The sequence below is a fragment of the Streptomyces inusitatus genome (genome assembly GCF_014651115.1).
Lineage (GTDB): Bacteria > Actinomycetota > Actinomycetes > Streptomycetales > Streptomycetaceae > Streptomyces > Streptomyces amakusaensis.
On record NZ_BMWG01000011.1, the window covers coordinates 14,468 to 39,871 of the forward strand.

The 25,404-nt window shown below is 67.0% G+C and carries 20 protein-coding genes; 11 read left to right on the forward strand and 9 right to left on the reverse strand.

Annotated elements, in window-relative coordinates:
• Positions 1-333 precede the first annotated feature (333 nt).
• Positions 334-1,233, reverse strand: coding sequence for a hypothetical protein (locus IE247_RS18050; protein ID WP_190124188.1), 900 nt, complete (start codon positions 1,231-1,233; stop codon positions 334-336).
• A 645-nt stretch (positions 1,234-1,878) separates the two neighbouring features.
• Here IE247_RS18050 and IE247_RS18055 point away from each other — a divergent pair.
• From IE247_RS18055 to IE247_RS18065, 3 genes are all read left to right on the forward strand, one after another.
• A complete protein-coding gene (locus IE247_RS18055; RefSeq protein ID WP_190124189.1) occupies positions 1,879-2,028 on the forward strand; it encodes a hypothetical protein in 150 nt (49 codons plus the stop codon).
• Positions 2,029-2,187: 159 nt separating this feature from the next.
• The gene (locus IE247_RS18060; protein WP_190124190.1) at positions 2,188-3,228 is read left to right on the forward strand and encodes a hypothetical protein; all 1,041 of its coding nucleotides are present in this window, start codon (positions 2,188-2,190) and stop codon (positions 3,226-3,228) included.
• A 494-nt stretch (positions 3,229-3,722) separates the two neighbouring features.
• Positions 3,723-4,322: a hypothetical protein gene (locus tag IE247_RS18065; protein WP_190124191.1), complete on the forward strand. Its 600-nt coding sequence runs from the start codon at positions 3,723-3,725 to the stop codon at positions 4,320-4,322.
• Between the two features lie 236 nt (positions 4,323-4,558).
• On the opposite strand, the gene IE247_RS18070 is transcribed toward IE247_RS18065, so the two are convergent.
• From IE247_RS18070 to IE247_RS18105, 8 genes are all read right to left on the reverse strand, one after another.
• Positions 4,559-6,127 (reverse strand): long-chain-fatty-acid--CoA ligase, encoded by a 1,569-nt coding sequence (locus IE247_RS18070; protein WP_190124192.1) that lies wholly within the window; start codon positions 6,125-6,127, stop codon positions 4,559-4,561.
• Positions 6,124-7,371: a 5-aminolevulinate synthase gene (gene hemA, locus IE247_RS18075; protein ID WP_190124334.1), complete on the reverse strand. Its 1,248-nt coding sequence runs from the start codon at positions 7,369-7,371 to the stop codon at positions 6,124-6,126. Before hemA ends, IE247_RS18070 begins: the two co-directional genes overlap by 4 nt.
• Positions 7,372-7,404: 33 nt before the next feature.
• On the reverse strand, positions 7,405-8,985 hold the full coding sequence (locus IE247_RS18080) for a class I adenylate-forming enzyme family protein (protein WP_190124193.1): 1,581 nt from the start codon (positions 8,983-8,985) through the stop codon (positions 7,405-7,407).
• A gap of 139 nt (positions 8,986-9,124) precedes the next feature.
• Positions 9,125-9,952: a class I SAM-dependent methyltransferase gene (locus IE247_RS18085; protein WP_190124194.1), complete on the reverse strand. Its 828-nt coding sequence runs from the start codon at positions 9,950-9,952 to the stop codon at positions 9,125-9,127.
• A 23-nt stretch (positions 9,953-9,975) separates the two neighbouring features.
• Positions 9,976-10,212, reverse strand: coding sequence for an acyl carrier protein (locus tag IE247_RS18090; RefSeq protein ID WP_373305578.1), 237 nt, complete (start codon positions 10,210-10,212; stop codon positions 9,976-9,978).
• Positions 10,196-10,615: a holo-ACP synthase gene (locus IE247_RS18095; protein WP_229869195.1), complete on the reverse strand. Its 420-nt coding sequence runs from the start codon at positions 10,613-10,615 to the stop codon at positions 10,196-10,198. Before IE247_RS18095 ends, IE247_RS18090 begins: the two co-directional genes overlap by 17 nt.
• Positions 10,612-11,454, reverse strand: coding sequence for a class-II aminoacyl-tRNA synthetase family protein (locus IE247_RS18100; RefSeq protein ID WP_190124196.1), 843 nt, complete (start codon positions 11,452-11,454; stop codon positions 10,612-10,614). The genes IE247_RS18095 and IE247_RS18100 overlap by 4 nt, the downstream gene beginning before the upstream one ends.
• Positions 11,451-12,320 (reverse strand): diiron oxygenase, encoded by an 870-nt coding sequence (locus IE247_RS18105; RefSeq protein ID WP_190124336.1) that lies wholly within the window; start codon positions 12,318-12,320, stop codon positions 11,451-11,453. Before IE247_RS18105 ends, IE247_RS18100 begins: the two co-directional genes overlap by 4 nt.
• 329 nt (positions 12,321-12,649) lie before the next feature.
• On the opposite strand from IE247_RS18105, the gene IE247_RS18110 reads away from it, so the two are divergent.
• From IE247_RS18110 to IE247_RS18145, 8 genes are all read left to right on the forward strand, one after another.
• Positions 12,650-14,158, forward strand: a complete 1,509-nt coding sequence (locus tag IE247_RS18110; protein ID WP_190124197.1) for a carboxylesterase/lipase family protein — start codon at positions 12,650-12,652, stop codon at positions 14,156-14,158.
• Between the two features lie 48 nt (positions 14,159-14,206).
• On the forward strand, positions 14,207-16,330 hold the full coding sequence (gene pabB / locus IE247_RS18115) for an aminodeoxychorismate synthase component I (protein WP_190124198.1): 2,124 nt from the start codon (positions 14,207-14,209) through the stop codon (positions 16,328-16,330).
• A 236-nt stretch (positions 16,331-16,566) separates the two neighbouring features.
• On the forward strand, positions 16,567-16,896 hold the full coding sequence (locus tag IE247_RS18120) for an ArsR/SmtB family transcription factor (RefSeq protein ID WP_190124199.1): 330 nt from the start codon (positions 16,567-16,569) through the stop codon (positions 16,894-16,896).
• A gap of 51 nt (positions 16,897-16,947) precedes the next feature.
• The gene (locus IE247_RS18125) at positions 16,948-18,135 is read left to right on the forward strand and encodes a 3-deoxy-7-phosphoheptulonate synthase (RefSeq protein ID WP_190124200.1); all 1,188 of its coding nucleotides are present in this window, start codon (positions 16,948-16,950) and stop codon (positions 18,133-18,135) included.
• A gap of 190 nt (positions 18,136-18,325) precedes the next feature.
• Positions 18,326-19,747 (forward strand): MFS transporter, encoded by a 1,422-nt coding sequence (locus tag IE247_RS18130; RefSeq protein ID WP_268247211.1) that lies wholly within the window; start codon positions 18,326-18,328, stop codon positions 19,745-19,747.
• 343 nt (positions 19,748-20,090) lie between these two features.
• Positions 20,091-21,161, forward strand: coding sequence for a helix-turn-helix transcriptional regulator (locus IE247_RS18135; RefSeq protein WP_190124202.1), 1,071 nt, complete (start codon positions 20,091-20,093; stop codon positions 21,159-21,161).
• Between the two features lie 465 nt (positions 21,162-21,626).
• Positions 21,627-21,980, forward strand: coding sequence for a hypothetical protein (locus IE247_RS18140; protein ID WP_229869196.1), 354 nt, complete (start codon positions 21,627-21,629; stop codon positions 21,978-21,980).
• Positions 21,981-22,018: 38 nt separating this feature from the next.
• The gene (locus tag IE247_RS18145) at positions 22,019-25,381 is read left to right on the forward strand and encodes a P-loop NTPase family protein (RefSeq protein WP_190124203.1); all 3,363 of its coding nucleotides are present in this window, start codon (positions 22,019-22,021) and stop codon (positions 25,379-25,381) included.
• Positions 25,382-25,404: the final 23 nt, after the last annotated feature.

Sequence of the window (25,404 nt, forward strand, 5' to 3'; positions counted from 1 at the left end):
GCCCCGCGGAGCGGGTGGGGAAAGCAGATGGCGGTGCCTGAGCCGCCCGCGGTGCGGCATCGGCCACGTGCTGGCCCTCCCGGACAAAGCCGCACCGCAGACTCGTCGAGACCAGGAGGGTGCAGCCGCAGAAGACCGTCGCGTCTTGTCCCGCGCGTGGCCGGGCCCACCCGGGACTCGGCGCCCACGGGCGCAGGGTGCGCCGCAGGGCCTTCCCCTCGTCGAAGGGGAGGTTGAAGGAGTGGTTCCCGGCGCGCGCCGGTCAGCTTCAGCTCGCCGTCGTGCGAGCGGAAGAACAGGGCTCCGTCGCCGCGCTGTACGGCGGCGACGATCTCAGCCAGGGTCTCCAGCTCGCTCTCGTCGCCGTCTCCCCATTCCCCGGGCCCCAGGCGAAGTCCGACCAGGAGTAGCCGCCGACCCACAGCCGGGTCGTCGGCTCGGACAGGACGGCTGCGGTGAGGTCGGCGTTGCCGTCTCCTGTGGCGAGGAGGACGCTGAAGTCGGCGGATTCGAGCAAAGGTGCTCTGTAGTTGGCGGCGGCCGTCCGGAAGATCGCCCGTACGGGATGGGCGTCAGCCACAGGGGTTCTTCCTCGGGTTGCCGGCTCCCCAGTTGCCGTAGCGCATCGTGCCGGATGCCCGCAGTGTGCCCGTCGCCGTCCAGAAGGCAAATGCGTGTGGCCTGGACGTCGATGTCGCGCAGTACGCCGACGGCAGCGAGTTCGCGGCGCGACTTGACGCGGCCAGTGATGACCTCCTTCGCCGATGCCTCGACTGCTTCGACCGCGTGCTCCAGAGCAGTGAGGGGCTTCCCCTCGCCAGAGTCGAAGCCTGCCATGCGCAGCACTGCTTCGGCTGACTCCGTGGCCTGAGGCAAGGGCCACGGCGGCACCGTGCCCACCGCCATCACTCGGTCGTGGGCGGTGCGGCCGTTGCCCCAGTCCGGAAGTACCGCCGCCGTGAAGCCGCTGGGCACCTCGATCATCATGAGCCGCTCGTCGATGTGGATGCGCTCATAGCTGTACAGGCCGGTGTCCAGCTGGACCCGAACGCGTTCCGGCCGGCCGGGAAGCGCGGCGAAGGTCGTGGCGGCTTCCACGCCGATGACCTTCGCCAGTTGGCCCTCAAGGTTCTGCATCGCTCGTCGGTCGGGGACATGCGGCAGATTGATGACGCCGTACGGGGTGGGGTGGCGGGTTGCGCTCGTCATCGACCTGGACTTGCGCGGTGCCATGAAGTGCCTTCCTCGCAGGACGCATCAGTCGTCTGCTGATGGTCGTGGGTACGGTGATGCACCACGGCCCGAGGGCAAGGCACGGTCACCGCAGAGACTTCCCTCCCCTAAGGGCGGGCGGGTCCCCGAACGGGAGCTGCGCGGGCTCGTGCGCGGGCTGTGGCCTGGTTTGCTTGTGTGCCGCGAGTTCCGCGGGTGCGCTCAAATGCGAGCATAGAGAGCTGCATTCGTCGGTCCGATGCGAGCAATCTCGCCCGTGAAGGGCCGCTTGCGGTGACGGTCGGTAGTGCCGAGGATGTTCGGGTGAGGGTTGCTCTCGGAGGCGGATCGGGCCGGATCTGCCTCGTGGGCACCCTTGTAGAGGGCACCCACGTGTGCCTGCTCCTCGCGGCTCAGCTTGCCAAAGTCTCTGCTTGCCTTCGGACGGATCAGCCGATCGCCGAGTGTGCGAAGGCAATTGTGGCACCGAAGGGGGCTCCGCCGGCGAGCGCGGCGGTGGCCGACTGGTCACCACGCTCTCCCGGACAGGGCTGATCATCACCGCAGACAAAACCGCCTACGGGGGCACCACCGGCAAGGTCGCCCTCTGGGAGACCCCGAGAACGCCGTTGGCGACAGCGTTACCACAGGCCGCTACCTAGTGGTGTGGGTGAGCATCACCAAGCACTCGCCAGCCCCCGCTACCACGGCTCCCACCTGCCCACGGAGATGCGCGGCCGGATCGAGGAGTTCACCCGCCTCTCCCCGCCCTACCGCCTCGGACCGCCCGTTCCCCTGGTGGCGATCACCCCCTGACCTACAGGGACGCGAGGATCCGCGCCTCCTTCCCGGGAGCGATTCCGTGGTCCGCCCACCGAGGATGGTCCACGGGACGCCCGTCCCCCGACCCCCACCGCCGCGGCGGGAGCGCGTGGACCCGCGGGCCCCGCCGCCACCGGGTGGATGACCGCTTCCGTGGACGGCAGGATCGGTCCGCACTGGGACGCGTACGCGCCAGACCCCCGGTACCGTGCCCCGGAGCTGGACATGCCCGGCGGCGAACCGACTCGCGAGTCCGACGTGTACGCGCTCGGTGTCATCCTCATGGACGCGGCAACGGGCGAGGGACAGGGGGAGTATCAATCCGAAGCCACGTTGGCGCTGCCCGCTGGCCTGCTCTCTCCCGACTGGAGGGCGATTCTGGAGGCATGCACGCGGAGGGAGCCCGCGCGCCGGCCGTCTGCGGCCAGGCTGCAGCGTGCCTTCGACTCCTTTGCGCTCCAGCGGCCCGGGGGCGGCCAGCCCATGCGGGTCTCCCTCGGGCTTGATCCCAGCCTGGATCCGGTGGGACTGGACCTGGAGAGCGAACACCGCGGCGGCCAGGGCCCCCATCTCCTGCTCTGCGGGCTTCCGGCCGCAATCCGCAGGAGCGTCCTGCGTCGCGTGCTGGACCAGCTGACGCGGCAGAACCCGACAGGTCTCGAACTGGTCCGTGCTGACTACGACGGACGCAGTGGGCTCATCGGCTTCGAGGACGTCGCGCGCGATGTCTCATTCCTCAGCCTGAGCGACCAATCGGCGTACATCCTCTCGTTCTGCGAGAAGCTCCGACAGGAAGTCACGAAGCGCTGGAACATGCTGGGGAGGAGCATCGACGACTCAGACTTCGGGGCGCTCGCACACCACGCGAAAGAGTACGGCATCCCGCATATTCTGCGACGCCTCGTCGTCGTTGTGGAGGACTTCCAGAAGGTGCTGCTGCTGGCACCGGAAGTGTTCACGGCGCTGAGACAGGTTGCGATGGAAGGGCCACGGATCGGCATGCATCTCATCGTCAGCACCGACGACACGAACGAAGCCACGCTCGCGCGGGTATTCGGGGAACTGAAGCCGGCGCGCATCGATCTGCGGGGCCAGCGGCGGCGGGACGGCGACCTGACCGTGCCTCTGACGGCGGAGGCGACCCTGCAGGTTCCGTCGGCGGACGGGCCGGTGTCCTTCCCCGCAGGAGTATGAGGCCGCCGCCTTCACCGTCGTGATCGCCCTTGCCGCTGCGGGTGACAGCGGCCTTCGCACCCTTTCCTGTCTGATCGGTTGATGGTCGCCTACTTGGGGGCCGGTTGGGGACCGCGCGGTCTGGCGACGTCTTCCGGGGAGGGGCTGGACGGCGGGGCTGAGGGGCGCGCGGACGGGGTTGAGGTGGGCGGTGAGGGCTGTCCCGCCGTTGACGAGTGCGTGGGAAACGACAGACCGGTAGCCGCATCGGCGGATACCGTGGGCCAGGCGCACTCAGCGGTTCGGACGGCGTGGAACCGCTCTCACCAGGAACGCTCGTTCTGCGGGACGCCCGCTGTGACGGTCCCCCACGAGTTGTCCCGTACCTCGTGGAGGAGGGCCGACCCGTTGTCCCAGGGAGGCACGGCCGGATTCAGGGGCTCCCGCCGCGGGGCGACAGCCATTGGCCGGAGGAGTGCCAGGCGGAAAGGACGCCTGGCAGGTAAGGAGATCGCATGCTGAAGAGCCCGTCACCGATCCGTTGCCCCGAGTGCGCGAGCGAAGAGGCGCAGCCGCACCTGGTTGGGACGTCTGGCGGAAACCGGGAAGTCGTGTCCTTCACCTGTGTGCGGTGCGAGGCTCGCTGGTGGGCGTACGAGACGCCGACGGCAGTCGCGCCGAACTATATGGAGGCCTACGGCGACGCGCCGTCGCTGGCGGCGGAGGAGGCCGTCTTGGAGATGTGGCGGCAGGGGATCGCGGTGCGTGCGCAGGCGGCGAGAGCGGGCGATGGCACCCCGGTCGATCAGGGCGGCCTGCGGTTGTTCCTTCTGCGTCAGGCCGCGTTCGCCGACCGGACAGCGCGGAAGTGGGAGCTCGCCGTGTACTCGGACAGGGTGCCGTCAGGGAAGGTCGCGGAGGCGAGCGCGATGGCTGATGAGACGGCGGCCGCGCTTCTGCGGATCGATCTGGAGATGGACGGGATCCATGTGGAGAGCCCGCTCGGGCCCAGCTCGCCGGAGTGGAACACTCCCGGTGGAGCACGTGCGTACGTGCGCACAGAGTATGTGGCCTGGCGGGAATGGAAAGGGGACTCGGCCGCCGCCTCCGGGTAACAGCTCGTGGGGGCCGGGCACCTGGACCGGAATCCCGGCCATGGGCCCGGCCCCTCATCCGGGCCCGGCCCCGATGCCGCCAGCGGGGCCGGTTCTCCCAGCCCCTGTGGCGCGCGGTCTGTTCGTGGGCACCGACTCGGTCGGCAGGGGCACGGGCCGGCCACGGCGGAGCCCGGAGTGCTCACCCGCCTGCGGCTGCGGCACGCTGAGCTCCTCCGGCCCGGCGACTCTTCCGATCAGAGGCGCTTCCCTCTGCCGTGATCACTTGTCTGGCCGTCCGCTTCATGGAAGCGCGAGGCCAGAAGGCGTTTGAGTACCTTTCCACTGGGGCCGGTGGGCAGGGTCTCCGCGAACTCGACATGGCGGGGATGTTTGTAACCGGCCAGGCGGTCTCGACTCCAGGCGACTATGTCGGCCGCCAGCCCGGGGGTTTTCGTGAACTCCGGCCGGGCTATGACGACCGCGTAGATCTCTTCGCCCAGGAGGTCGTCCGGGATTCCGATCACCGCGGTCTGCTCGACGGCGGGATGTCGCATCAGCACCTCCTCGATCTCACGGGGATAGACGTTGTAGCCGCCGCGGATGATGATGTCCTTCTTCCGGTCGACCAGCCGCAGACAGCCGTCGGTCTCCAGCACGCCCAGGTCACCGGAGCGGAACCAGCCGTCGACCAGAACAGCGGCCGTCTCTTCGGGGAGGCCGAGATATCCGGTCATCACGTTGTGGCCGCGGACGACGACTTCGCCCGTGTCCCCCGCGGGCAGCAACTCGATGCGGTCCTCAAGGTCGGCACGAGCGATGCCGACCTCGACGCCGGTGATCGGCGTCCCGACCGTGCCCGGCCGAGTGACCGACCCCGGTTGGTTGTAGGCGACACACGGGGAGGTCTCGGTCAGCCCGTACCCCTCGTACACCGGGCAGCCGAACATCTCCTGGACCCGGTTCAGTACAGGTACCGCCAGTGCCGAACCGCCGCTGTACGTCCGTCGCAGCCGCGGCGCGGGCGCGCCGTTCGCCACTGCCTCCAGCAGGGCGTGATACATCGTCGGCACACCCATGAAGACGGTGCAGCCGTACAGGTCCATCAGTTCGAGTGCGGTGACCGCGGTGAACCTGGGCATCAGGACGACGGCCGCGCCGATGTGGAACGCCACGCTCATCAGGCATGTCTGGCCGAAGGCGTGAGACAGCGGAAGACCGCAGAGCAGTACGTCATCGGGGTGGACGTCGAAGGGGGATACGGCCGTCACCTCGATGTTGGTGACGATGTTGCGGTGCGTGAGCATGGCCCCTTTGGGGCGGCCGGTGGTGCCCGAGGTGTAGAGGACCGCGGCGATGTCGTCGGGGGAGGAAGGGAAGTAACCCGGGGCGGGAGGCGCCGGCTCACGCGAGTCAAGTCGTACGGCGTCAGGGTGCTCGACCCCGATGGTGAACAGTGTGACGCCGTCTCCAGCCGTCTTCGCCCCTTCGCCCACCGTCGTCTCCGCGCAGACCAGCGCACGTGCGCCACTGTCGGCCAGGATGAACTCGATTTCATCTGAACGCAGTTGTGTGTCCATCGGGACCACGGTGGCTCCCAGGGCGAGCGCGCCGTAGTAGACGATGGGGAACAGGGGAGCGTTGGGCAGCAGCATCGCGACCCGGTCACCCGGCCGGATCCCGTGCCGCCGTAACTCGGCCGCGCAGGCGCGTGCCAGCTCCCACAGCAGCCGGTAGGTGAGGGAGGCGGATCCCCAGATCACCGCGGGCTCGTCCGGCCGCCGTGCCGCCGTGTCCGCGAGCACGGCGGCCAGCGGCCGGGTCATACCGCCTCCTTGACGGCCGAAGACGATCTCTTTCGCTCGGAGGCGGTCGGGATGCCCAGGTCGAGCCAGATCCCGGCGAGCGCCTCCGCGAACTTCTTCACATCAGTCGCGGTGTGGGTCGCCGACGGCGCGATCCGCAGCAACTCCTCACCCTCGCGCACGCTGGGAGCGTTGATGGCCTGCACATAGATGCGGTGCCGGCTGAGCAGTCGCGCCGATGCCCGCTTGCACAGTGCGTCGTCGCCGACGACCGCCGAGACGATGTGCGAATCCGAGGACTTGAAGGGGATGTCGGCCTCGTTGAGGAGACTGTGCAGCAGCCGGGCGTTCTCGGCGAGCCGCCGCCGTTCCACCTCCGCTCCCCGCAGATGCCGCACCGCGGCGAGTGCGCCCGCCGCGTTGGCCGGCGGCAGCGAGGTGGTGAAGACGAACGCACGGGAGACGGCTCTGACGTAATCGATGAGATCACTCGGACCCGCGATGTAGCCGCCCACCGTCCCGAGTCCCTTGGCGAGCGTGCCCATGATGACGTCGAACCGGTCGGCGACGCCCTCGCGCGCCGCGATCCCCGCGCCCTGCGGACCGTACATCCCGATCGCATGCACCTCGTCGAGGAACGTGGTCGCACCGAAACGCTCCGCCAGGTCGGCGATCTCGGCAAGCGGGGCGACGTCGCCCGACATCGAGTAGACCGACTCCAGCACGATCAACTTCGGCAGATCCGGGTCGGTCTCGTCGAGTAACCGCGCCAGATGATCGACATCGTTGTGTCGGAATATCCGCTTGGTCGCGCCGCTGTGCCGCAGCCCGTCGATGATCGAGGCGTGGTTCAGGGCGTCCGAGAACACGACGGTGTCGGCCGGAGTGCCGGCGAGCACCGTCAGCGCACCGTCATTGGCGGCATAACCGGAGGTGAACAGCAGTGCCGCGTCCTTGCGGTGCCAGTCGGCGAGCTCCCGCTCCAACTCGACGTGCAGGCGGTTGGTGCCGCCGATGTTGCGCGACCCCCCCGACCCCGCACCGAACTTGGACACCGCATCGTGTACCGCGGCCAGCACGAGCGGATGCTGTCCCATGCCGAGGTAATCATTGCTGCACCACACGTTCACCTCGGTTTCCCCTTCGGGGATACGTGCCACAGCGCTCGGGAAGTACCCGGCGCGCCTGCCGATCTGGAGGAACTCGCGGGCAGGAACCTTTACCGGTGTCGATTTATCTGTGAAGTGTTCCAGATGCGTTGGCATGGTCTCCGACTCCATGATGGGATTTGGTTTGCTTCAGGTGTGCGACACGTACTCCAGGCGGAGGCGTGGCTTATCAGGTTTTCCGGCGGAGTTCAGGGGAATTTTGTCGAGGATGTTTATCTGTTCGGGGACGTGCGCTGCCGAGAGAATATTGGCCAGGTGCCCGCGCACCTCGCCCATGCTCACCGAGACGCCCCGGCGTACGGTGATTGCCGCGTGCAGATGTTCCAGGCCGTCCTTTCCCAGGAAGCCGTATGCGACTGCCTGAGTGATTCTCGGAATTGTCATCATCGCGCGCTCGACCACGGTGGGGTACACCTTCACCCCGTTGATCTTGACCATCTCGGCGACCCGGTCCAGTAAGTGCAGGTAACCGTGCTCATCGCGGTATCCGATATCACCGGTGTGATACCAGCCATCACGGATCGCTCGCGCGGTCAACGCCTCGTCGAGATAGCCGTCCATGACATGCGGGGACCGAACCCGTATCTCTCCGGTCCGGCCGTCGCTGAGTGGAGATCCATTCTCCAGATCGCAGATGCCGATCTCGACACCGGGGAACGGACGCCCCACTGTCGCCAGCAAGTCCGGTTCGGTGTGGTCCTCTGGTGCCAGGCAGCTGATCCTGGCGCTCTCGGAGGTGCCGTACTGCTGGAAGAGGATGGACCCGAACAGCTTCACGGCTTCGGTGAGCCGGGCCGCCGCCGCCGGGCTTCCGGCGTAGTCGAGGTGGCGCAGGCTGCTCAGTCCGGCAGCTGCCGCATCGCTCAGCCCCAGCTCTTCAAGGCGGTCGAGAATCTGATAGAGATGGCTGGTGGCCATGAAGGTCCGGGTCACCGAGTGCTCGCGCACCGAGTGAATCCAAGGGTCCGGTGCGAACGCCTCCAGCAGTATCAGCCGGCCGCGGTCGATCAGCGCGGCATCGGCCAACTGCGCGACCGTCTGGCTGAGCGGGGTGCCGACCAGCGCCGTGATCTGCTCGGCCTCCCGACCCTGGGCGATCGTGCCGTACACCACACTGTCCCAGGACCGTCGTGACTTCCTGATCCCCTTGGGCCGTCCGGTGCTGCCGCTGGTGAACGCGATGGCCGCCAGGTCTTTTGGCGACCAGGGGGCGGGGACCGCGGGTCCCGGACCGCCGCCGGGCGTGACCTGCCGCGCATCGGGCACATCGGGGCCGATCAGCGCGATACCGGCCGACCGCGCCAGCTCAGCCGCCCGGTCGGCGCTGTCCTGATCGGCGTACAGAGCCGCGGCCCCGGTGCTCCGGAGCATCTCCAGCTGATCGTCGATCGCGAGCATCTCGGTACTCGACCCCGGATTGGCCGACCGCAGATGTCCGACTGAGGCCCTGAGCAGATGAGCCGCGTGCCGGACAGCGAGGATGTCCGGGCTGTTCGACGCCGTCAGAACGCCGACGACCGTGCCGTGCCCCACGCCGGATTCGTGCAGGACCCGGTGGATCCCGGTCACCGAGCGCAGATGCTCACCCCCGGTGATCCAGGAACCGCGATAGTGCAGCACCGGCCTTTCCGGCGCCTCCGCGAGAACGGAAAGCAGTTCGGCGACATAACCGCCCGCTGTCGCCCACCACTCCCGGATATCGGTTGCCATGCTGATCTCTCCCTCTGCCCTGTCTCTCACTGGAAAGCCCTTGGGGGTGTGACAGAAATCAAAAGCAGCCGAGAACGGGCATCTCACGTGCGGGCGCGAGAGCTGGACGGTCAGGGCCCTCCTGATGAGGCCGCCGCTCTCAGTCGCCGGCGTACTCGGCACGCACCAGCCAGCTCCGCGAGGGCCCCTTGCGCTCCCGGGGCTGCACCTGGAACTGCCAGTCATCGTGTGTGGCACCCGGTTCGCCGGGCTCCTTGACCTCGCGTGTCCGCCAGCCGGCCGAGGCGAGATATTCCTCGGGCTCGTCGGTGCCGAACAGCCAGGGCGTGCCGTCCTCTTCCAGGTTGCGGCGGAACGCTCGGGAGAACGGGCTGCGCAGCAGTGCCTGGCTGACGAGATCCACCCCCAGCCAACTGCCTTGCGCCGAGGCCGAGCCGAGGGTGCGCAGGAGACCGGTCGCCTGTTCCGGGGTGAGGAAGAACAGCAGCCCTTCGGCGATCCACAGGGTGGGGCGGTCGCGGTCGAAGCCGGCCTGTTCCAGCTCTGGCAGCCACTCCCGGCGCAGGTCCACGGCCACTTCATGGCGGGTCACCCGCGGCTGTGCGCCCAGGTCGGCCAGCCGACGGCGCTTTTCCTCCAGCAGCGCCGGGAAGTCAACTTCGTACGCGGTCGCGTCGTCCGGCCAGTCCAACCGGAACAGACGGGTGTCCATGCCGGCGGCGACGAATACGATCTGGCGGACGGCGTTCTCCGCGAGGATCTGTTTGATGCTCTCGTCCAGGTACCGGGTGCGGATCGCGATGAACGGGGCCAGCCCGCTGCCCCGGTTCTTCTCCAGCAGCTCGAATCCGCGTGGCGCTGCCAGCGCGCGGGCGTATGGGTCCTGGAAGATTGCCTGGTCTCCGCGTTCGGTCTCCAATGCCCGGGCCGCGGCTGTCCACTGGGCTGTGTACGACACTGTTTCCATCGATATGCCTTTCTTCGCGCGTGTCAGGCCGTGATGAAGAACGCTTTCTCGATCGTGGCCAGGGTCTGGAAGTTCTGGATGTCGATGTTGTCGAAGTCGATCTCCACGCCGGTGGTGCTCTCGACCACGTAGACCAGCTCGACGAAGGTCAGCGAATCGACCAGACGGGTCTGGATGAGGTTTTCCTCGGCGTCGATGGTCTGCCGTTCCGGATGCCGCCGCAGGATCCAGTCGCGGACTTCGTCAATGCTGCCTGTCACTGCCATGTGCACTCCTGTGGTCGGGGTTGGGGGCCGTGAACGCCACTGCCATGGCGCAGGAGGCGTCGTGGGTGATGCTCACCGCGATGTGGCCGACGGCGGCGAGCCGCGCGAGTTCGGCGGCCCGGCCGGTCAGCCGTACGACTGGCCAGCCGCCGTCGGCGGTGAGGATCTCGATACCGCGCCATGGCAGGGTCTGGTCCGGCACGTGGAACAGCTTGAACACGGCCTCCTTGGCCGCCAGCCGGCCCGCGATGCCTGGAATATCTGGTTCATCGGTGCTGTGGAAGAGGCGGATCTCCTCGGGAGAGAGCACCCGGGCCAGCATGGCCTTGTCGCTCACCAGGTCATGGACCCGTCCGAACGGGACCATGTCGATACCGACCCGGCCGTGTGCTGTCACGGGAGTCGCGTGGCGGGGCCCCGGACCGCGGCCAGCGCCCGCTCCGCGGTGCCGTACGCGTCCAGCAGCACAGCCAGCCAGCGCTCAAGACCGAAGGCCACACAGCTGGTGAAGGCGTAGCCGGGTGCGTCGGCGAGCCGGATACGGCAGCGTTCGCCGAAGAAGTTGCGATGCGTATTGACCGACGCGATGGCCAGGTCACCGGTCTGGAACTCGTGCTTGACCGGGCTGAGCCTGGACATCAGCGCCCGTGTGCCGCTGTTTTCGAAGAACGGGTCCGAGGCGGCCACCCGCTTCAGGTCCAGTCCCAGCGCCGCGCCGAACGCGGTGATCCGCTCGGTGAAACCGGCCAGCACCTGTTGGGTGTGTTCGTAGGAGCCCAGGGCCACGATCTCCCGCATCCGGAAACTGGCCAGCCGCCGCAGCGGGACGTAGTGCTCCTCATTGCGGAAGCACTGGTTCACCAGGGTCACCAAGGTGTCCTGCCCGAGTTCGACGCCTTCGTAGAACAGGTAGGCGCCGAAGCAGGTCGAGTGCGGCAGGCCCAGCCGGGAATCCTGTAGGTCGGCCGGGGTGAACCGGCCGTTCGCCGGCTTGGGCGGAGCACCCGTCAGCTCCAATGGAGCCGCGACCAGAGCGAGGTGCGGGAAGTTCGTGTACACGTCGAACTTCTCCAGGTCCGACACGGGATATACCGGTGGCGGAAGAATCTCCCGGGCACCGGCTGCCCGGCCCCAATCGGTGAATACGCCGTCCAGTTCGCGCAGCAGATCGGTCTGGTCCGGGTCGAGAACGGCCAGTGCGCCGGAATGCGTGATCGGTACGGAGTTCGCGGTCATGGGATGATTCCGATCTTCTCCAGGAACTTCGAGGTCTTGCGGAAGACGCTTCGTTCGAACTCCGCCCGAGTGGGCGACACCAGAAGCTCCTCGCGCACGGCCAGCGGGTCGGCGAGGCCGGCGTCCCTGTAGACATGCGGGTTGAACAGGGACTCGAAGCTGTACGTCAGGTACCGGCGCAGGTAGTCGGCGAGGCCGGCCAGCTCCTGCTCGGTCGAGGTGCGCCTCACGTCGGCGAACAGCACGGTGACCAGTTCACGGCCGAACGCGATGTGCCTGGACTCGTCCTGGTGGTGGATCCGGTTGATGGCCCGGACGGTGTCGTGCAGCCGGTCGTCCGTCGCCATCCGGGAGTTGAAGTGGTCGACCAGCTCCTCGAAGATCAGGATTCGGACGAAGACCAACAGGGTCTCCACTTCCGGCTTTGGCATCTCCATGCCCGCCCCGGACGGCTGCCGGTAGATCTTCTTGCCGTAGCGCAGACAGAATTCGGCGAAGAACCACATGTGTTCGTTCTCCTCGCCGATGAAGTGGTGGAAGAACTCCGACGGCGTCTCGAATCCCTTGGTATGAATGCGACGGGTGACCTCGATGAGGAGTTCCCGGATGCCGTGCACATTCAGACTGTAGAAGTTGATGCTCTCGAACTTGGAGAGTGCATGCAACTGCTGCTCGGTCAGGCGCTCCGCGACGGAAGTTCCATAGGTAGTGGTCAGCTCCGGGCTCATCCACCACATGTCGTCCGGCAGGATTTCCGGCCATTTGAACAGCCGGTAGGGGTTGTAGTAGTCGTCGATCGACTTGTCGCGCAGCCGGTCGAGGATCTCCAGGAACCGTTTATCAGGGTTGATCAGATTGCTGACCATGATGTGCACCACCTCATTCGTGTGTGCCAAAAATCCAGCAGCCGCAGAATCCGTCGGCCTGTTGGTGACTGCTCGATGCTTGAGTGTGATCCCCGGCCGCGGATTGAAATCTGACATCCGGCATCGGACTCGGAGGATCTTAAAATTTTGCTGTCGGCACATGCAACAGCCGGAATAGGGCGGCCGGATGTGGCCACCCTCTACTTGTGCGAGTGATCGGCAATCGGCCTGCACATGTGGTTATGGTGATTGGCGCCGACCGGTTCACCGGGTACGGCCCCTTCGGGGCTTGACCGGCGATGACCCGGTGCTGAGAGAGACGAATTCAGATGGGATCAGCATTGGCTGCAGACAAGAACGCGATGAAACCGGCTCTGGTCACCACGGCCTCGGGTATTGTCGCGGGCCGAGCCCACGACGGAGTCGTATCGTTCAAGGGCATCCCGTACGCGGCGGAGCCTTACGGCGACAACCGCTTCAAGCCCCCACAGCCTCCGCCGGCGTGGGACGGAGTCCGTGAAGCATTCGAGTACGGCCCCTGCGCACCACAACCCAACACCTACTCACTCGTGGACGCCACACCCCTCTACCCATGGGGAACCGACTGCCTGAGCCTCAATGTCTACACCCCGGATCCGGGGGCGGCCCGGCTGCCGGTGATGGTTTGGGTGCATGCCGGCGGCTACATCTCCGGTGGCGCCTCCACCTCCCGCGCGGACGGATCGGTCTTCGCGCGCGAAGGTGTCGTCGTGGTCGCCATGAACTACCGCCTCGGCGTGGACGGATTCCTGTCCGTGCCGGGCGGCATCGCGAACGCGGGAATGCACGACGTCGTCGCCGCACTGCGCTGGGTGAGCGACAACATCGCGGCATTCGGCGGCGACCCGGATGCCGTCACCGTGTTCGGGAACTCCTCAGGCAGCGCCATCATCGCGGCGATCGCCAAGACCGCCGCCGGTGAGGGCCTCATTCACCGGGCCGTCCTGCAGAGTCCCTGCCCGACACTGGTCGTCGGGGCGGCCGAGGGGCGCGCGATCGCCAAGCGCGTCCTCGCCGACCTGGACGTCGGCACGGACCCCCGCGACATCCCGCTCCGGGAGCTGCTGGGCCGCCGCCAGCGGGCCTTGGACGTCCGCTTCCGCGACGCACGCCGCTGGCACCCCTACACCTACTGGTTCAGCCCCTATCTGCCGGTCGTGGACGAAACTCTCTTCACCGACTCCGCACTGAGCGAACTCATCCCGCCCTCCGTCGATCTGCTGATCGGAACCAACCGGGACGAGTCCCGGTACTTCCTGATGCGCAACGGACAGTTCACATCCGCCACCGAGCAGGACCTCATCGACGCCCAGAATTCCTACGACGTGCCCGAGGCGTGCCGCGCTGCGGCCCGGTCTCTCTACGGGCATCTGCCGCTCGGAGAGCAACTTGCCGAGACGGTGACCAACTGGATATGGCGTGGCCCTGCCATCGAACTCACCCACCTGCATGCCAAATCCGGCGGAAACACCTTCGCCTACGAATTCACCTGGCAGGGGTCCCCGGCTTTCGACGGCCGCTACGGTGCGGCACACTTCCTTGAGGTCCCCTTCCTCTTCGGCCAGCTCGACGACCCTGCCTTCGCTCCCCAGGTCGGCCCTGACGCTCCCGCGGACCTGGGCAGTGCCCTGCGCCGCGGCTGGATCCAATTCGCCAGGAGCGGCGATCCCGGCTGGCCCCGCTACGACGACGAACGCCGCTCGGTAATGACCTTCGACACCTCGTGCCGAGTCGAGGCAGATCCCCGCGAGTACCATCGCGCGGCCTGGGACGCTCAACTCGAAAAATCAACTCCGTAGGTGACCAAGCCGACGCCGAATTTAGGCGTCCCGTCCGGGAGCATCCTGATGCGCAGCCTGATCATCGACAATTACGACTCGTATACTTTCAATCTCTTCCAGCTGATAGCCGAGGTGAATGGGTGTGAGCCGGTCGTTCTGAAGAATGACGATCCGGCGCTGACCACGCTCGACCTGGCAGAGTTCGACAACATCGTGATCTCACCCGGCCCCGGAAGCCCGAGCACCGCACGTGATCTGGGGTATGTCAGGGAAATCCTGGACAGGGCTCAACTGCCAGTTCTCGGAGTCTGTCTCGGCCATCAGGCGATCGCCCACAGCGCCGGAGCGACGGTCGACCGCGCACCGCGGCCGCGGCACGGCCATCTCACCAGGATCCGCCACACGGGCGATGAGCTGTTCAGCGGCATACCGCAGGATTTCACCGCCGTGCGCTACCACTCGCTGTGCGTCGAAGAACCGCTGCCCCCGGAGATCGAGACCACGGCATGGGCGGAGGACGGTGTCGTCATGGCGATCCGGCACCGAACCCGCCCACAGTGGGGTGTCCAGTTCCACCCCGAATCCATCGCCTCGCAGCACGGCCGCGAGATCATGACCAACTTCAAGGACATCACCCTCTCCCGCGTCGGCGCCCTGCGATCGGACGGCACGGCTCGCCACCGGGCGCAGGAGCCGCTGACGTCCGCCGAACCGGCACCTCCGGCCGACACGGCCGGCGACGCCTACCAGCTCCTTGAGCTCAGGATCCCCGGTGCAGTGAACACCGAGGCGGCATACGCGGAGCTGTTCGGCCTGTCGGAGTACGCCTATTGGCTCGACAGCAGCCGTGTCGAGCCAGGACTGTCCCGGTTCTCGTTCCTCGGCGACGCCGCAGGTCCGCTCAGCGAGGTGCTGACCTACCGACTCGCGGACCGTGCGGTGCACGTGCGCAACGCGGCGGGCGCGCATACACAGGACGGCACCATCTTCGACGTCCTGGAACGCCGCCTCGCCGAACGTCGGCTGACCGACCCCGGGCTGCCGTTCGACTTCACCGGGGGATACGTCGGCTATTTTGGCTACGAGCTGAAGGGCGACCTCGGCTCCCCCGGCCGGCACCGCGCCGAAACACCCGACGCCGCGTGGATATTCGCGGACCGTCTGATCGCCGTCGACCACCAGCACGACCTCACCCATGTGGTCGCGTTGCACCGCGGCGACACCGAGACCAGGAAATCCGCGCAGAAGTGGATCGACAGCACCGCCGCCACCCTGGTCTCACTGCCCGGCGCGCCCAACGCCGCGCGGGAGACCGCCGACACGGTCGGCGACACCGCGGATCCGAGCTTGTCGCTGTCCCGGGACACGCAGGGCTATCTCCGTGACATCGAGGAATGCCAGCGCCGGCTCATCGCCGGCGAGAGCTACGAGATATGCCTGACCAACAAGGTCAGGATCCCCTTCGACGGCGATGACCTGATGTATTACCGCAGGCTGCGCGGGTCCAACCCGGCACCGTACGCGGCACTGCTGAGGCTCGGTGAGGTAACGGTCTTGAGCGCGTCGCCCGAACGCTTCCTCAAGATCGACGCTGATCGCGTGGTGGAGACGAAGCCCATCAAGGGAACGGCACCCCGCGGCACCGATCCCGCGCACGACGCGGAACTGGCCGCGGAACTCGCGAGCAGCACCAAGACCCGAGCGGAGAACCTCATGATCGTCGATCTGCTGCGCAACGACCTGGGCCGCGTCTGCGAGATCGGCAGTGTCGGCGTTCCGAGCTTCATGGCGGTGGAGTCCTACGCCACGGTGCATCAACTGGTCTCCACCGTACGAGGAGTCCTGCGCCCGGAGACCAGCGCGGTGGAGTGCGTACGCCATTGCTTCCCAGGCGGATCGATGACCGGCGCGCCGAAGCTGCGCAGTATGGAGATCATCGACGGACTGGAGACGGAGGCGCGGGGTGTCTACTCGGGTGCGCTCGGATATCTCGGGCTGACGGGAACGGCCGATCTCAGCATCGTAATCCGCACTGCCGTGCGCCGCCGTGGCGAACTGAGCATCGGCGCCGGCGGTGCCATCGTCTTGGACTCCAGTCCCGACGGCGAACTCGACGAGATGCTGCTCAAGGCCAGAACCTCACTGCGGGCACTGCCACCGCTGCCGACGCACACCGGTCGGCGCCGATGAGGCGCTCATTCTCTCCGAGGACGGCAGGCCGGCCGGAGGAACGACGACCAGCCTGCCGGGGCGGCGCCGCGTGGACGGATCCGGTGGGCCCGTCCGGACATGCCGGCGGCCGATCGCGTCAGGAGTAGGCACCTCGGTGAACCAGGTCGTGGCGGAGAAACCGGATCTGAAATGACAAGGTGGCGAGAATAGTTCGTTAGTCCCGGACTATCGAAGTATGTGCTAGCGTCGTCGCCATGAGACCGCTACCCGAGCTGGCACCCGAGACGCTGACTCTTGCTTCGGTGCTGTACGCGCTCGGCGACCCACTGCGCCTGGAGCTTGTGCGGCGAGTCGCCGCCGACCCCGGGATGACCTGTGCGCCCGGGGGCCTGAAGGTGCCGAAGTCGACACTGACCAATCACTGGCGCATTCTGCGCGAGGCGGGAGTGATCAGGATGGCCGCCGACGGCCGATTCCGGCGAATCTGGCTGCGCGCCGAAGAGTTGGAAAACCGCTTCCCGGGTTTGCTCGATACGGTTCTGCGCCTCAGTGCCGACGAACCCATGGGCGCCGCAGTGCCCTAACAGCGATGCTGCGTTTGCGCCTGTCCACAAGACCTTATGGAGGTTTTGCAGATGGACTTCGCTGACTTATCGCCCACATATGCGCGCGGTTATCAACCGGGTTGGCCTGTGGAAGCGGAAGTGAAACGAGCCCGCGATGCACTGGCCCGGGCAGATCCTTTGGTGCCGGCTTCGGGAATTCGTCGCTTACAGGCCCGGCTGGCGGAACCAGGATTTTTACTGCACGCAGGCGACTGCGCCGAGACCTTCCGTGACAATACGCGGACATCGGTGGCGAAGCGAGTGTCACTGCTGCACGCCATGTCTGATGCGATCGAGGCGAAATCCGGCCGACCAGTGGTGATGGTCGGCCGGATCGCCGGTCAGTACGCGAAACCACGCTCGGCGCCGACGGAGCACCGGACAGGGATCACCCTGCCCTCTTATTTCGGGGACGCCGTGAACGATACGGACTTCTCGGCAGCCGGGCGGACCCCCGACCCCTGGAACCTGGTTCGTGCCCACGAGCATTCCAAGAAGACCCTCTCCCATCTGGAGGGATCGGGAGTGTTCGCCTCTCACGAAGCGCTGCTGCTCGATTATGAGCAGCCGCAGACCCGTCGCAGTGCGGACGAGGGGCGAGTCTACGACCATTCGGCCCACCTGCTCTGGATCGGCGAACGTACTCGATCACTGACAGGGGATCATGTCGACTTCGCTGCCGGGATAGCCAACCCGATCGCGGTGAAGATCGGGCCGGGCGCCACCCCGGCAGCCCTGATGGGCCTGCACGCTGTGCTTAATCCGGAAAATTTACCTGGCCGGCTGGCCTTCATTTTCCGGATGGGCCGCCACCGGGCGTATGACCTTGCCTACGCCATGCTGAGCAGAATCATGGCGGAGGGCTGGACGGATCGGGTCATCTGCGACCCAATGCACGGTAATACGGTCGTCAGCCCGGCTGGGTTGAAGACACGGGTGGTCGCTGCGATCGAGGCAGAAACGCGTGAGTTCTTCAGCGCCTGCAACGACACAGGAGTAACTCCGGGTGGAATTCATCTGGAGGTGAGTGGTGACGATGTCAGCGAATGCGTTCCGGCACGGGTGGACGATACGTATCTCGCGATCAACTACCGCAGTGCCTGTGACCCCCGGCTCAACCCGGAGCAGGCTTCTTATCTCGCGCAACTGGTGGGTGAACTGCTGGTTTCACATCGCCATTTCGTTCAGCGGGAAGAAATGACAGCCTCAAGAAGATAGATATTTCTGGCGTCCCTTGAAGTCATCTTGCTGTTTGTTGTGGCTGCTTGCGGTGAGGCAGTTCTCAACAGGCCGTTTGATCTTCTTGTGTCCGGCCGGGGTCAGTCAGAAACGTCGATGAGCCGGAGGGTCGGCTCTTGTCTCATCGCAGGATTCACCGCGACCGGAAGTGCTAGAAGGAGTTTGCCGCGTGTCCTTAGAATCTCAACCAAACCGGTCGGTAGTGCTCGCTGTAGCCTGTGTGGGGCAGTTCATGGTGCTACTCGACAGCACCATCGTGGGCGCAGCGCTCCCGGACATGCAGGATCGATTGGACACCGATCTGTCCGGACTGCAATGGATCGTCAACTCTTATGTCCTGCTGGTTGCCATGCTGTTGCTGTCCGGCGGTGTCTTCGCCGACCGCTTCGGCCGCAAGCGGATGTACCTGTCCGGCGTCGTGGTGTTCACCTTCGCATCCGTGCTGTGCGCTTTCGCGCCTTCGCTGGCCTGGCTGGTCACCGGACGAGCTTTGCAGGGCATCGGGGCCGCGGCCCTGAGCCCCGGTTCACTGGCCCTGCTCGCCTCCGCCTATCCCGTTCCGCGGGAACGCGTCAAAGCGATCGGCCTGTGGGCCGGTATCAGCGGAATCGGCCTGGCGGCAGGACCGCTGGCCGGCGGCATCCTGGTGAGCGCCTTCGACTGGCGCGCGATCTTCCTGGTCAATGTGCCCATCGGTGTCGCGCTGGTGCTGGTGGCCCTGCCCGCCCTGCGCGAGTCCCGCAACCCCAACGCGTCGGCCATCGACGTCCCTGGAACGATCCTCTCCATCCTGGGTGTCGGGGCACTGACCTACGGGCTGATCGAGGGCGGCTCCCAAGGCTGGACTTCGGGGACCATTCTGGCCAGCTTCGCCGCCGCGGCGGTGATCTTCGCCGCGTTCATCACCGTGGAACGGCGTATCTCGATTCCGATGATGCCGCTGCGGCTGTTCCGGAACCCGTTGTTCACAATGTCCAACGTGGCTATGGTCATGGTCGGTTTCGCGCTCATGGGCTCGGTCTTCTTCTTCTCCCAGTTCTTTGTCACCGTGCAGGGCACCTCGATTCTGGAAGCCGGACTGGCGACTCTGCCCATCTCGCTCAGCATGGCGATCGTCAGCCCGTATGCGGGCCGGCTGGCCGCCAACTACGGCTTCCGGATTGTGGTTACCAGCGGCCTTGTGCTGGCTGGACTGGGGCTGTTGACCCTGGTTGCCGTACACGCGGACACCAGTTACTGGAACGTGTGGTGGCGGCTGGCGATCACCGGTGCCGGTTTCGCTCTGGCCATGTCACCGTTGACCGGCGCCGCCATCCAGTCCGTCGACGCGCAGGAAGGCGGTCTCGCGTCGGGCATCAGCAGTACCTCCCGGCAGATCGGCGCGGTGCTCGGCGTGGCGGTGCTCGGAGCCATCGTCACCACCCGGGAATCCAGCGGCGCGTCCTTCGAAGCCGGCCTCGACAGCGCCTTCGCCATCGCCGGAGCCGTCTGTTTGATCACCGCCGTCTGTACTGGCCTGTGGCTTGTGAAGTCCGAGCCCGAGGGAGCCCCTCTCCCGGAGCCGCAGCGGAAGGCGCAGCCGATCGACTGACGTCGGTCATGGCACCGTCGATGTGGCATCCGGTGCACCGCGCGGCGACCCCTCGCACTGAAGGCCCAGTGACCAACGGCGATTGCTGGGACTGCCATCACCTGATGTCCGGGAGCCCTTCCGACAGAAGGGCACCGGCCAGGAAATCGAGTCGGCTGTCAGGCGCCTCTCGTCGGCGGCCCACTCCCTGGGTATCCTCAAAGGAAGGCGTCACGCCCCTGATGAGCAATCCTGTGCCGAATCCAAGCCATCCGAATCCAGTGCTCTCCGCAGTGCGCCACCCGGCAGTAATTTTTATTGGGAAAGGAATAGACGTAAACGGCACTTCTGGGTGGCGCCGGTCATGAATCAGGAATCCGCTGAAAGTGACATGCTGGACACGGCCGAGCGGCTGCGGATGCGGCTCCAAAATGTTGATCCCGATGTGGAAGGCGAGCTGATCGTCCGCGTCTACGAATTCACCCTGGCGCATCAGCCCGCCACATTTTCCCAGGTGGCGACCGCGCTCCGTATGTCGATGGCCGACACCAGGCGAGTCGTTGACCTGCTGTGTGAACTGCGGATCCTCAGGAATGCCGAGGAGTCCGAGAGCTTCAGGGCCATACTGCCGGAAGCCGCACAGAACGAACTGGTCATTCCTCTGCAGCAGGCGGTGAACGAGAAGCGGCGGGAACTCGGAAGCATCCATGAGCGATTACATGCGCTTTCTGGTATCTTCAGCACCCTGGGCAGATCACAGCACCGCAATGACAAGATTGTCCATCTGCTCGATCCCCAGCAGGCGTCGTCCTACTTGATTGATTCCCTGGAGAGCTGTACATCGGAAGTCCTGGCCATGCAGTTCCCCGACGGCGAACCACGCCTTGCCTTTCAGCCGTGTGAGCTGGCGAAGGTATTGCACATGGCTCCATTCCGGCTGCTCTGTCCGCATTCGGCCCGGGCCAAGGCGACCACCAGGACTCGCCTCCGCCAAGTGGTCGACTCGGGTGCTCAGGTGCGTACGACCAACCATATCTTCGGCAACTTCATCCTCGCCGGCAGCGAAGTGGCGTTCATTACCCACCAGGCGCCGGACGAGGAATTCCCCAGTACCGTAGCCGTCTACGAACCGATGGTCATCTCTCTGCTGCACCGCCTGTACGAATTCGCCTGGCAGTCCGGTATGGACTTCGAAGCCGACGTCGTTTCCTACGGGGAGACGCTGCCTGATCTCAGTGCGGGAATCATTACTCTGCTGGCGCAGGGGCTGAAGGATGATGCTGTTGCTCGCCGCATCGGAATAGGGCCAAGGACATTTCGGCGTCACTTTTCCGACATCATGGATAAGCTGGGCGTCTCAAGCCGATTCCAGGCGGGGGTTGTTGCGGCGCGGGCCGGGCTCGTCGACGGCGGACCAATCGAGGGTCCGGTGTGAGGTTCGGCCTCACCCGGCCGTTTGGGCGTGCGGAGTATGTCCTGCGGTTCTCGGCCAGGTGCTGTGGTGCCGGTATCGGCGCCGTAGCACCTGGCCGGTCCAGGTTCCCATGAGAGCCCGCCACGCCTGGTCAAGCGGGCTGCGGAGCGCGTACATCCGTCCCTGCCCCCGCCCAGCCGGGTCCGGCCATTCAGCCGACGCGCCTGGTCGGCCGCCCGACCCGCGAGATCAGGCAATGCCGATGGAGGCAACCACAACCACAGCGGAGGCGGCCGTCGTCGCGACCGCGGCGGTCTGCGAGACGGTGCCGGCGGACTGCGTCACCGAGGGCGCTGGAGCGGGTGTCGGCAGCGGTAGAGGGGGACTTGGCCGGGGCGGGAGTGGATAATGTGTACGCGGCCGAAGCGCTTGCCGGGCCGGGGAGTTGACGTACGGGGAGCTGCGGACTGCTGGAGGGGGCGGGCTGTGAGCGGTGGCCGACGAGTCGTCGTGGTGGTGACGGGCCTGGCGGTGGCGGTGCTCGCCGGGGGGCTCTCTTTTCTGAGCTGGGACCGGGCGGACCAGCTGGCCGGGGTGGTCTCGGCACTGGTCGGTGTGGCCGGGTTGGGTACGGCCGTGTACGCGGTGCTCCTCGCGGACCGGCCCGCCGCCGTCGAGGTGTCCCGTACCGGCCGGGCGGTCGCCCGGGGTGGCGATGCCAATACGGGTGTGATCGCGCCCGCGTCCGGAAGCGGGGCAGGACCGCTCTCCGTCAGCGACACCGGGGACGCCCGCGCGGACGGCGGCGGCAGCGCCAACACCGGTTACCGGCAGAGCTAGAGCTTCTCCGGCCCGTCAGAGCGAGGAGCGACAACAGGATGGCCGAGCGCGGCAGAGTGGTGGTACGGGACTCGGGCGACGCGTCGGCCCAGGGCCCCGGGTCGCTCGTCAACAGCGGAGTGATCAACGGCCCGGTGCATCTGGCGGCCCGGACCGCTGCCGTGTCGGGCTATCTGCTCCAGGTCCAGGAGGCCATCGCCGCGGCCGACTTCCGCGGCCGTGCGGAGGAACTGGCCGAGCTGGCCGGCTTCTGCACCGAGTCCGACGACCCGGAGCGCGCCGCCTACTGGCGCTGGCTGGCACCGGCCTGGGCGGGCAAGTCCGCGCTGATGGCGCAGTTCGTGCTGCACCCGCCTGCCGGGATCGACATCGTCGCCTTCTTCATCACCTCCCGCCAGGCCCGGCAGAACGACGCGGCCGCGTTCTGCGAGATCGTCCAGCGACAGCTCTACGCCCTGCTCCACGAGGAGGAGCCACTCGTCACGCCCGCGACCCGCGACGAACAACTGCGACTCGCCCTGAGCCGCACCGCCCGGCGTTCCGCCGAACGAGGCCGCCGACTGGTTCTCGTCGTGGACGGGCTGGACGAGGACCGGGGCGTCACCCCCGGCCCGGACTGCCACAGCATCGCCGCGCTGCTGCCGAGGGTTCCCCCGTACGGCATGCGGATCGTTGTCGCCGGGAGACCGCACCCGCCGGTGCCGGGCGATGTCCCTTCGGACCACCCGCTGCGCACCACCCGCGTCAACCACTGGCTGGAGCCCTCCCCGCACGCCCAGGTGGCCCGGTGGGACGCGGAACAGGACCTGGTGCGGCTGCTTGACGAACCGGGCCCCGGCCGCGATCTCGTCGGCCTCACCGTGGCCGCCGGAGGCGGTCTCAGCGCGGCCGATCTCGCGCACCTGACCGGCAGCAGCTCCCGCCGCGTCGAGCGTGAACTGCACGCCGTCACCGGCCGCAGCTTCCGCCACCACACCGGCCACGGGGACGCCGACCGCCCCCGTGTCTATCTCCTCGCCCACGAGGAGATCCGCCGCAGCGCCGAGGGGCTGATCACCTCCGCCGAACTCACCGACTACCGCACCCGCATCCACCACTGGGCCACCGCCTACCGCACCGCCGGCTGGCCCGCCGACACCCCCGAATATCTGCTGCGCGGCTACATCCAGCAGCTGCGGGAGCTGCGCGACACCGCCCGTCTGACGGCCCTGGCCCGCGACCCGGCCCGCCACGAACGGCTCTGGCGGGTCACGGGGACGGACTACGAGGCGCTCAGCGAGATCTCGGCGGCGTTCGAACTGCTGCTCGCGGACGAAAACGGTGACCCGGACATCTCCCAGGCCCTGGGCCTGGCATGGGCCCGCGACCAGCTGTACGACCGTACAAAAAGCCTCCCCCATGAACTCATCGGCCTGTGGGCCCGTCTCGGCCACATCGACCGGGCCGTCAATCTGGCCCGGTCACGGCGCGACGAGTACGACCGGGTAAGCGCCCTGGCGGCCGTCGCCCGGGTCCTCGTAGCCACCGGCCAGCCGGAGCGGGCGGCCGAACTGGCCGACGTCGCGGAGACGATCGATCACCGGGACCTCTTCCTCCAGTCGATGGCGGAGGGACTGACAGAGGCCGGAGAGCATTCCGAGGCCGTACGAACAGCACGGCAGATCGTCGCGGAACCACAGAAGGCGCGGACCCTGGTCGGCATCGTCGAATCGCTGGCCGCCGCCGGAGCGGCGGATGACGCCGCCATCCACGCCGATGAAGCCTGCGAGGCCCTCGCGGCGGAGAGTGGCCTCTCCACGCAGGGCGGGATGTTCGGCGCGTTGGCCGCCGCGCTCTCGCTGGTCGGCAAGGACGAGAAGGCCGGAGAGCTGGCGGAACGAGCGGCCGCCTTCGCCGCTGGGTGCCCCCTGGAGTACCAGGCGCAGCATCTCGCCCTGGCCGCGCGCCGGATGGCCAGGGCGCCCGGGCTCGTGGGGCTGTCCGCCCGATACGCCGCGCATTCGGCGACGCTCGCGGACGCGCTCGACGACCCCGAGGGCGTGAGCTGGCTTCTCTCCGAGGTCGCCGGGGCACTGACCGCCACCGGGCAGCACGACCGGGCCATGCGGCTGATCGACAGGCTGCGCACCGACTCTGTCTCCTGGGAGGAGGCGGTCTGCGCCTGCGCCATCGCGACGGCGGAGGCGGGCGACTGGGAGAAGGCGCTGCGGCTCGCGGAGCCGATTGAGGGTTTGGTCGACAAAACCCGTGTCCTCAACGCTGTCGGCGCGGCGCTGGCGAAGTCCGGCGACCCGGTCAGAGCCGAGGAACAGGCGCGGCGGAGTCTGGATTTCATCGGTGAGGTTCTCGATCCGCGCTGGCGTGTGAAGCTACAGGCTGACATGGCGGATTTCCTGTACCGGGCCGGCTACCCGGATCAGGCCCACGCGGTCGCGACCCTGGCCATGGACGACGCCTGGGAGAACGGGGTGTCCCTCCGCAGGACATCCACGCTGGCCGAGCTGGCCGGTACGGCGAGCGGATTGGGTCACACGGCAGCGGCCCATCGCCTTGTCCACGGTGCCCAGGACGTTGCCCGAAGCTCGCCGTACGCCTACGGACGGCTGATCGATTTCACCAGAGTGGCCACGGCCCTGTACCGGACAGGCCGCCATGACGAGGGCGAGGAACTGCTCTCCCGGCTGGCCGTCACAGCTCGTCAGGAGCTGGATCGGTTCACGGTGGCCTCGGCGCTGGAGCACATCGCTGGGGTGTTCGGCACAGCAGGACACCCCGAGAGAGCGGGAGAGCTGGCGCGAGAGATTCTGGAGCTGGCCCGTACGGCGGACAGTCCGTTCCGGCGGAGTGAGGACAGTCTCGCCGCCGCCGGCGCTTTTCTCTCCGCGAAGGATGTCGGCAGCGCCATGGAGCTGTGCGCGAGCCTGACGGAAGACGATCTTGCGGAGTTTCTGTCCAGCGTTGTACAGACTCTGGTGGAGACCGGTGACCTCGGTCGGGCAGTGCGGATCGCCGACGAGATCGACGTCCGCAGCGAACGTGAACGCAGCCGGGGGTACATCGCAGCGGGTGAGGCGGCCCGCGGTGACCTCGCGCGGGCCTTGGTGCTGCTGAATGAGATCTCGCACCCCTTCATACGGGCCACGGCCATGTCCGCCACCGTCGAGGGGATGGTCACGGCGGGGGCGCTGGACGAGGCCCGCGCTCTGTGCGAAACGATCGATGTTCCGGAGCAGCGCTTCACTGCTCTCGGTGCCGTCGCCCGATCCCTCGGCCCCACCCCTCAGGGCCGCCTGACGCTGGTCACAGCCCTCACCCTCGGGCCCTGGGACGCGCTGATCCCCGGGATCGCGGCCGTCGCCCCCGATCAGCTCCCGCTTCTGGCGGATCTGCTCCTGGACTGAGTGCCCCGAACGCCGGTGTCCCG